We start from the raw sequence: 7930 nt of genomic DNA, 5'->3' as shown, positions 1-7930 counted from the left end.
TGTGGGTCTACCGTTCGATGCTCCTCTACCGGCGGCGGGTCGGCGAGAGCCTTCCGGTCACCTCGGCCGTCGACCTCGCGCGGCTCCTCAGGAAGTGCAGTGAGGCCGCCGCCGGGACGCTCCCGCTGCTGGAACTCGACCGGCACGTCCACCGCCACACCAACCGGCTGGGCTGGTTCGCCATGTACGGCGTCGACCGAGAGCAGCGGCGCAACGCCCTGCGTCCGCACATCGCCGGGGTGCAGCAGGCCCTGGAGCGGGAGATGTCGAATGCCCTGCGGGACGGGCCGCAGGCGGTGCCCGGGCTGGCCCGGCTGGTCGCCACCCTGCTCGACCGGTCGGTGCAGGGCCGGTGGATGGGATTGCTGGACGAGGCGGACCTCCCCGAGGTGCTGGCCGAGTTGGTCACCGCCCGGGAGGGCCGGCACGACCGCGCGGTCGTCCTGGCGGGCAGTGTCGCGGCGGTGGTCATTGTGGGCGTCGCGACGGCCGCCGACCTCCCCGCCTCGGTGACCGCGCCGGCCGCGCTCACCGCCCTCATCGGGCCTGCCGTGATGTGGGGAAGCGAGAAGCTCGGCACCCTGCGCGAGTACCACGGCATGGTGCGGGGCGGCCTCGGCGCCCCCGCCGCGGAGCCGCCCGCGCCCGCCGGCGAGCCGCCCGCGCCCGCCCCCTGACGGCTTCGGCGTCCGTCGGTCCGCCGTCGCGCAGGAAGTCGGCGGGGTCGACTTCCTGCGCAGCGCGGCCGGCCCCGGGCCGGCTGCCGGGAAGCCGGGAACGCAGAGAGACCGCCTCGGGCCACCGAAGGCCGGGCGGTCTCTGCTGTCCGGGCGGGCCCATGCGCCAACACGGCCCGTTGCCGATGTTCCCGAGATGTTGGAGTGAACAGCGCCCCCGGGTCCGGACCCGCAGGTCCGGGTGACGCCGCTGCACATCGTCACATCCGGCCAGGACGGCTTACAAGCGGACGCTGCACAAAGGCGCATCAACATTCGGTTTCGAATCACTGAACTGCCCCTTTCTGGTAGGGCGTTCCGAAGATTGCGGGCGGGGGCCGGGACCGCGGCGCATCAATCCGTGCGATGTTCACCGAACCGATTGGGAATCACCCGTATGCCTGACAGAGTGTTACGCCACCGGGCACCCGAGCGACGCCAACCGCGCGAAGTGCCCGTCCCTTGGAGTGAACAGTGATATGGGAGGTTCCTCGATGGCGAGGAAACGGAACAGCCGTGCCCGCATCCACTGCGCGACCGGCGCCCCGGAACCCGCGCGCCGCCCGCGCCTGCCCCGGCCGCCCGCGCTCGGCGAACCGGCCTCGGTCGTCGTCGTGGTCGTGGTGACGGTCGTCCTGGCGGCCGCGCTGGTCGCGACCGGCATGTCCGCCGGAGCGGCGCTCGAACTGGCCACCGGAGGCTGGCTGCTGGCCGCCGGACGGCGACGGGAGCGGGCCTAGCGGAAAGCGCCCGCCTGCGATGGGACGCCGAGAGAAACCGATCGAGGCGACCGAGCCGGCACTGGGCCGGCTGGCCGCATGGCTGCGCGAGCAGCGCGAACAAGCCGACCTGACGTACCGTCAGCTCGCCGGTCGGACCAACTACCACGCCACCACCCTGCAACGGGCCGCCGGCGGTCGCTCCGTACCGAGCTGGAAGGTCGTCGAGGCCGTCGCCCGCGAATGCGGCGGCGACCTCAAGACCGCCCGGCGCAAGTGGGCCCACGCCAACTACTGGGCCCACGTGCCCCGCCCCTCGGGAAGCCGGCGACCGCGGGCACCCCGACGGGTCGACCCCGAGCAGGTCGACTCCTTCGCCGACCTGCGCTCGGCCATGCACGAGATGCGGCGCAAGGCCGACTGGCCCTCCCTGCGGGAACTGGACCGCCGGGCCCGCGTCAAGGGCAGACGCCTGCCCGCCAGCACGCTGGCCCTCGTCCTCAAGGGCGAGGCCCCGCTGCACAAACCCGTGTTCCTCGCCTACATGGAGGCCTGCGAGGTCAGGGAGGTCCGCCGCGCGCTGTGGGCGGCGGCCTGGGAGCGGACGCACAACGCCCGCATGCCCGTCCCGGTCAACTCCCGCCTGCACCACAGCGAGTTCGCCCGGGCCATGCAGTCCTCCAGCGGCGGCACCTCGACGGAGATCCTGTTCCGGCTGTGGGTGACGCTGCGCAACAGCCTCGCCGCCGAACGGCCCGACGACCCAGGCCCCGGCCCTGGCCCCGGTCCTGGCCCTGGCCCTGGCTCCGGCCCGCGCGCCGCGGCGAGCCGCGAAGGCACCGACGACAACCCGCCGGTGCCCGTGTGACCGGGTCCGCGGACGGAGCGCACCCCGCGCCCCGTCCGCGGACCAGCACCCACCCGCGCCACCCCGGGACACCACCATGCCGACACCACCACGCAAACCGGCCGCCCCCGGACCGACCCTGGGCCTGTGGGCGCTGCACGACCTCCACCTGCGCCACTACCTCGACTACACCGCCCTGCTCCTGCCGGCCGCCGACGCCCGACTGGTCGTGCGCGACGCCTTCGAAGAACTCGGCGGCCACTGGCTCGACGCCCTGGCCACCGCGAGCCCGGCCGCCTGCGCCTGGCAGGCGGTGCGCCGCCGGGTCCGCACCCTGGCCGGGCCGCGGCCGTTCGGCCCGGTCGCCCACCTCACCGCCACGCAACAGGACGTCCTGCTGCTGCACCTGGTCCTCGACCTGACCGCCGCACAGGTCGCCGCCCTCACCGGCACCGAACCCGCCGCCGTCCACGTCCAGCTCCGCGCCCTGGCCGCCGCCGGCCGCTGACCGGGCGACGCGATCGGTGCGCGCGCGGATGAGCCGGCGGGCGCGCGGATGAGCCGGCGGGCGGCCCCGGGCCGTAGACGTGGACGGGCGCCGCCCGCCGGAGGGGGCGCCCGTCCGGCGTCAGGAGGCGGGCATGCTCAGGTACCACGGCGCATGGCGGATCACGGTGGTCGGGCGCAGCGCCGACTTCGACCAGCGGGCGGTCGTACGCGGCCCGCACGGCTCCCGGGTGCTGGCCGGGCGGGTCGGCGCGGCACTGCAGATGGACGGCGAGAGCTGGACGCTCGCCCTGGAACACCACCCGTCGGGGCGCGGCTGGCGGCCGAACCTGCGCACCACCCCCGGGCCGGTCACCGAACGCGACGGCGTCCGCAGCCAGTTGCTCACCAGCAACGACTGCCACTGGCCGGGCAAGCAGCTGGACTACGTCAACTTCGTACTGCGCCTGGAGCAGACCCTCGGCCCGCTGCCCGGCCCCGTGCCCGTGCGGCGGGTAGCGACGTGACCGCCGTCGGATGATCGGGCACGGCTAAAGTCCCAGGTGAGAACCCCGTCGCGCCCGAGGAGACCACGCCATGCCGACCGACCCCACCGCCGGAGCCCCCGCCCATCCGCAGGCCGCCCGTCCGCAGCCCGCGCGCCTGGGACTGGGCACCGCCGCCGTCGGCCGGCCCGGCTACATCACCCTCGGACGCGACGCGGACCTGCCCGCCGAACGCACCGTCGAGGCGCTGCGCGAGCGCACCCACGCCCTGCTCGACGCCGCGTACGCCGCCGGGGTGCGCTACCTCGACACCGCCCGCTCCTACGGCCGCGCCGAGGAGTTCCTCGCCCAGTGGCTGGACGAACACCCCGAGGCGGCGGCCGAGGTGACGGTCGGCAGCAAGTGGGGCTACACCTACACGGCGGGCTGGCAGGCCAGTGGGGTCGCCGCGCACGAGGTCAAGGAGCACTCGACGGCGGTGTTCGACCGCCAGGTCCGCGAGACCCGCGCCCTGCTCGGCGACCGCCTCGACGTCTACCTCGTCCACTCCGTCGTCCCCGGCAGCCCCGCCCTCACCGACCCCGCCCTGCACGAGCGGCTGGCCGCACTCGCCGCCGACGGCGTACGGGTGGGCCTGTCCACCAGCGGCCCCGCCCAGGGCGACACCATCCGCGAAGCCCTCGCCGTCACCGTGGCCGGCCGCCCGCTGTTCACCGCCGTCCAGGCCACCTGGAACCTGCTGGAAACCTCCGCCGCCCCCGCCCTCGCCGAAGCCCACGCGGCCGGCTGGCTCGTCGTGGTCAAGGAAGGCATGGCCAACGGCCGCCTCGCCGGGCGCAACGCCACCGGCCCCGACACCGCCGCCCTGCGCACCCTCGCCGACCGCACCGCCACCACCCCCGACGCCCTCGCCCTCGCCGCGGCCGCCGCCCAGCCCTGGGCCGACGTCGTCCTGTCCGGCGCCGCCACCCTCGACCAGCTCGCCTCCAACCTCACCGCCGCCGACGCCCGGCCGACCCCGCAGGACCTCGCGGCCCTCGACGGCATGGCCGAGCCGGCCGAGGCGTACTGGCGCACCCGCTCGGAACTGCCCTGGGCCTGAGCACGCGGCGTCCGGCGCCGCCTGATCGAGATGTGTGACGCCTGTTGCGTGCGGTACCTCGCGACGGCACAATATCGGCCGACTGGCGGAGAAGCACCGCCGGTCGGAACAGGGGGATTCCGCAATGAACATCAGGAAGCGCATCGGGGCGGTCATCGCGCTGGCGTTCGCCGCGACCACGCTCGCGGTCGTGTCGGCGTCGGCGCTGTCGCAGAGCCCGGCTTACAGCAGCCTCGCCGGCCTGGTCGGCAACTGCCCGTAACGGCAGCGCCTTTCGGTGTGCGTGATCGTGACCGAGTGGTCGCGGTCCGTGTCGGTTGTCACCCGGCGAGGAAGTATCGCCGGTTCGAACAGGGGGATCATCAGGATGAAGATCAGGAAGCGTATCGGCGCCGTGATTGCGCTGGCGTTCGCCGCGGCCACGCTCGCGGTCGTGTCGGCATCGGCGCTGTCGCAGAGCCCGGACTACAGCAGCCTCGCCGGCCTGGTCGGCAACTGCCCGTAACGGCAGCGCCTTTCGGTGTGCGTGATCGTGACCGAGTGGTCGCGGTCCGGCGCCCGGCGAGCGGAGGGCCGGCCTTCCTGTCCCAGGACGGGGAGGCCGGCCCTCCGCTTGGGGTGTCAGGCCTGCGGCTCGGCTGCCGTGCTTGCGCGCCACTCGTCGAGGTAGCGCAAGAACACGTCCAGGGGCGGCTCGTCCCCGGCGGAGCCCTCGATCGCCCGGGCCCCGCCCGGTCTGTCGGTGCCCGCTCCTACGGTGGGCGCCATGACGCCGCACCCGGACCTCGCCGCCGCCCTCGCCGACCTGACCGTCCCCCTGCCGCCCGGCCGCCTCGTCCACGCCGACGACGGCCGGGAGCCGCTGCTGTGGATCAGCGACGCCCCCGCCCCCGCCGGGCTGTGGGCGCAGCTGCACCGCGCGCACCCGCGAAGCGGGCTGTGGCCGCTGCTGCTCAGCCCGCTGGACCACAGCGACGCCGACTACCGGCCCTGGCTGACCGGCGAGCTGTACCCCACCGACGCCGCGATACCCGAGCTGTACGACCCCGCCGCGCTGCTGGGCAGCTGGTGGGAGACGGGAAGCGAGGACGGGGAGGACGACGGCTACGGGGACGACGAGGACCTGGCCGAGGCCCTGGCCCCGTACGGCCTCACCTGGCCCGGCACCGCCCCCGCCGCCGACGTGCCGGAGGGGGCGGCCGGCAGCGAGGCTCAAGAGCTGGCCGACGTGCTGCAGTGCGTCAAGGACGTCCGCCTGGGGCTCGTGCGGGCCGGCGGCGGCGCCGAGGCGCTGGCGGTGTGCGGCTGGAACGGCCCGACGAACCACGCCGACATCGCCAAGATCGCCGCCGTGCTCGCCGACTGGGAGCGCCGCTTCGGCGCCCGGGTCGTCGAAGCCGGCTTCGACACCCTGGAACTGAGCGTCCCCGTGCCGCCCGCCACGCTCGCCGAGGCGCTCCCGCTCGCCGCCGAGCACACCTCGCTCTGCCCCGACCTGGTCTTCCAGGGCACCGGCAGCCTCACCGATTACGCCGAGCAGCTGGTGGGCGCCCACCAGTGGTCCTTCTGGTGGGACTGACGGGCGGGGGGCGCGCCGCTGGGTTCAGTACTCGGCGCTGGGGGCCGCCGCGGTCGGCCCGAGGTCGGGCTGGTCGCGCAACTCCAGGGCCTCGCCGTGGCGTTCGAGCTCCAGCACGACCAGCTCGTTGCCGCCCGCCCGCCACAGCGGCGCCGGGGCGTAGAGGGTGCGCTGGGGGCCGGCGGCACTGTAGCGGCCGAGCAGGAAGCCGTTGAGCCACAGCAGTCCGCGCCCCCAGCCGGGCAGGGCGACGAACGCGTCGGCGGGGGAGGGCAGTTCGGCGGCGAAGCGATGGAACACCGGCTCGCCGTCCGGTGCGTCGCCGTCGGGGGTGAAGCGCAGCGCGGACAGGTCCGTCAGCGGCAGCGGCCGGATCAGCCAGCCGAACAGCCGCTGGCCGCCGTGCGAGACGCCGCGCGTGATGCCCTTGCGGTCGTCCATGTTCGGCCCGTAGTTCACCCGGCCCAGCGCCTCGACCAGGATGTCCAGGGTGACGCCGTCCTCCCCGGTGGCCAGCGCCAGCGTCGCGCCGGGGGAGTTGCGGTCGAGGACGCCCAGCGGGCGCCCGTCCGCGAAGACCTGCGCCCGGTCGGCCAACCCGTCGATGCGCAAAGGCAGTTCGGGGCGCGGACCGGGCACCCGGGTACGGTAGTGGATCAGGCCCAGGGACTGCCCGAGCAGCTCCATGGGCAGCGGCGCGGCCCGCTCCACCGGCTGCGACAGCGCGTCCAGCTCCGCCAGCAGCGCCGCCCGCCCCTGCGCCCGCTCCAGGCGCTGCGGCGCCACCCGGGGCGCGGGGGCGGGCAGTTCGCCGTCCGGCAGCCCGACGTGGCGGCCGATGACCTCCCGCAGCGCGTGGAACTTCTCCGTCAGCTCGCCGGCCTCGCCGATCGGCGCGTCGTAGTCGTAACTGGTGACCGTCGGCTCGTACCCGGCGTCCAGCGGGTGCGCGCCGGCGTGGTTGGCGCCCGACCACAGGCCGAAGTTGGTGCCGCCGTGCGCCATGTAGAGGCTGACGGAGGCGCCGGTGGCCAGCAGCTCGTCCAGCGAGGCCGCGGTCTCCTTGGCGTCGCGCACATGGTGGGGCAGACCCCACTGGTCGAACCAGCCGATCCAGAACTCCATGGCGGTCAGCGGCCCTTCGGGCTGGTGGCGGCGCAGCACCGCCAGGCGCTCGGGGGCGCGCGAACCGAAGGTCACGGTGGCCAGGTGCCCGGGCAGGGCGCCGCCCTGCTGCATGGTGTCGTGGGCGCCGTCGGTGGTGAACAGCAGGCAGTCCACGCCGCGCCCCACCAGTCCGTCGCGCAGGTGCCGCAGGTACGCGGTGTCGTCGCCGTAGCTGCCGTACTCGTTCTCCACCTGCACCGCCACCACCGGCCCTCCCCGGCTCGCCAGCAGTGGCAGCACCTCGGGCACCAGCGCGTCGAACCAGCCGTCCACCTCGGCCAGGTACGCCGGGTCCGCGCAGCGCAGCCGCAGCCCGTCCACCGCCAGCAGCCGGGCCGGCAGCCCGCCGAACTCCCACTCCGCGCAGATGTACGGGCCGGGGCGCAGGATCACGTCCAGCCCCATGCCGCCGGCCAGCCGCACGAACCGGGACACGTCGCGCCAGCCGGTGAAGTCCACCCGGCCGTCGGGCATTTCGTGGAAGTTCCACGGCACATAGGTGTCCACCGTGTTCACCCCCAGCGCCCGCACCCGCCGCAGCCGGTCCTCCCACAGATCGGGGTGGATACGGAAGTAGTGCACCGCCCCGGCCACCACCCGGTGCGCCACCCCGTCCCGCACGAACCCGTCCGCGTCGTACCCGAGCATGCGCACACCCGCTTCCCAGAAGGAGACCCCGCCGCGCCCGAGCCTAGCCGGGCACGGAGCCCCGACGCCGTCACTCCTGGTGCCCGGTTCCCATCGCGGCCTCCTACAGCTCCGCCGATCTCCAGGCGATGCTGGCGACCCAGCAGAACGTCGCCCCGAC

11 protein-coding genes are annotated in these 7930 nt (G+C 74.7%); 9 read left to right on the top strand and 2 right to left on the bottom strand.

Going from position 1 to position 7930, the window contains the following annotated elements; genetic code table 11:
• The 8 genes from ABTY56_RS21485 to ABTY56_RS21450 all read left to right on the top strand — a co-directional run.
• Nucleotides 1–677, top strand: a 677-nt coding sequence (locus ABTY56_RS21485; protein WP_502893159.1) for a hypothetical protein, incomplete at its 5' end; no start/stop codon positions are given.
• A 533-nt stretch (nucleotides 678–1210) separates the two neighbouring features.
• Nucleotides 1211–1456 (top strand): hypothetical protein, encoded by a 246-nt coding sequence (locus ABTY56_RS21480; RefSeq protein ID WP_350630550.1) that lies wholly within the window; start codon nucleotides 1211–1213, stop codon nucleotides 1454–1456.
• Nucleotides 1457–1475: 19 nt separating this feature from the next.
• Nucleotides 1476–2303 (top strand): helix-turn-helix domain-containing protein, encoded by an 828-nt coding sequence (locus ABTY56_RS21475; protein WP_350630549.1) that lies wholly within the window; start codon nucleotides 1476–1478, stop codon nucleotides 2301–2303.
• A gap of 76 nt (nucleotides 2304–2379) precedes the next feature.
• On the top strand, nucleotides 2380–2790 hold the full coding sequence (locus tag ABTY56_RS21470) for a sigma factor-like helix-turn-helix DNA-binding protein (protein ID WP_350630548.1): 411 nt from the start codon (nucleotides 2380–2382) through the stop codon (nucleotides 2788–2790).
• Between the two features lie 133 nt (nucleotides 2791–2923).
• Complete coding sequence (locus tag ABTY56_RS21465; RefSeq protein ID WP_350630547.1) at nucleotides 2924–3295, top strand: hypothetical protein; 372 nt, start codon at nucleotides 2924–2926, stop codon at nucleotides 3293–3295.
• Nucleotides 3296–3365: 70 nt separating this feature from the next.
• Entirely contained in the window at nucleotides 3366–4376 is a 1011-nt protein-coding gene (locus ABTY56_RS21460; protein WP_350630546.1) for an aldo/keto reductase, read from the top strand.
• A gap of 124 nt (nucleotides 4377–4500) precedes the next feature.
• Nucleotides 4501–4638, top strand: coding sequence for a hypothetical protein (locus ABTY56_RS21455; protein ID WP_350630545.1), 138 nt, complete (start codon nucleotides 4501–4503; stop codon nucleotides 4636–4638).
• A 105-nt stretch (nucleotides 4639–4743) separates the two neighbouring features.
• Nucleotides 4744–4881 carry a hypothetical protein gene (locus ABTY56_RS21450; protein ID WP_350630544.1) on the top strand — a complete coding sequence of 46 codons (138 nt, stop codon included), beginning with the start codon at nucleotides 4744–4746 and terminating at the stop codon, nucleotides 4879–4881.
• A gap of 116 nt (nucleotides 4882–4997) precedes the next feature.
• Here the strand turns inward: ABTY56_RS21450 and ABTY56_RS21445 are convergent, their stop codons facing one another.
• Nucleotides 4998–5144 carry a hypothetical protein gene (locus ABTY56_RS21445; RefSeq protein ID WP_350630543.1) on the bottom strand — a complete coding sequence of 49 codons (147 nt, stop codon included), beginning with the start codon at nucleotides 5142–5144 and terminating at the stop codon, nucleotides 4998–5000.
• Here ABTY56_RS21445 and ABTY56_RS21440 point away from each other — a divergent pair.
• Complete coding sequence (locus tag ABTY56_RS21440; RefSeq protein ID WP_350630542.1) at nucleotides 5143–5955, top strand: DUF4253 domain-containing protein; 813 nt, start codon at nucleotides 5143–5145, stop codon at nucleotides 5953–5955. The two genes, ABTY56_RS21445 and ABTY56_RS21440, sit on opposite strands and share 2 nt — an antisense overlap.
• A gap of 24 nt (nucleotides 5956–5979) precedes the next feature.
• Here the strand turns inward: ABTY56_RS21440 and ABTY56_RS21435 are convergent, their stop codons facing one another.
• Nucleotides 5980–7770: a glycoside hydrolase family 35 protein gene (locus ABTY56_RS21435; protein ID WP_350630554.1), complete on the bottom strand. Its 1791-nt coding sequence runs from the start codon at nucleotides 7768–7770 to the stop codon at nucleotides 5980–5982.
• Between the last annotated feature and the right edge of the window lie 160 nt (nucleotides 7771–7930).

It is taken from the genome of Kitasatospora sp. NPDC097691, assembly GCF_040302665.1.
In the GTDB taxonomy this organism is placed as follows: domain Bacteria; phylum Actinomycetota; class Actinomycetes; order Streptomycetales; family Streptomycetaceae; genus Kitasatospora.
The sequence above is the reverse complement of the archived record's forward strand: the minus strand, read 5'-3'. Positions and strand labels throughout refer to the sequence as shown.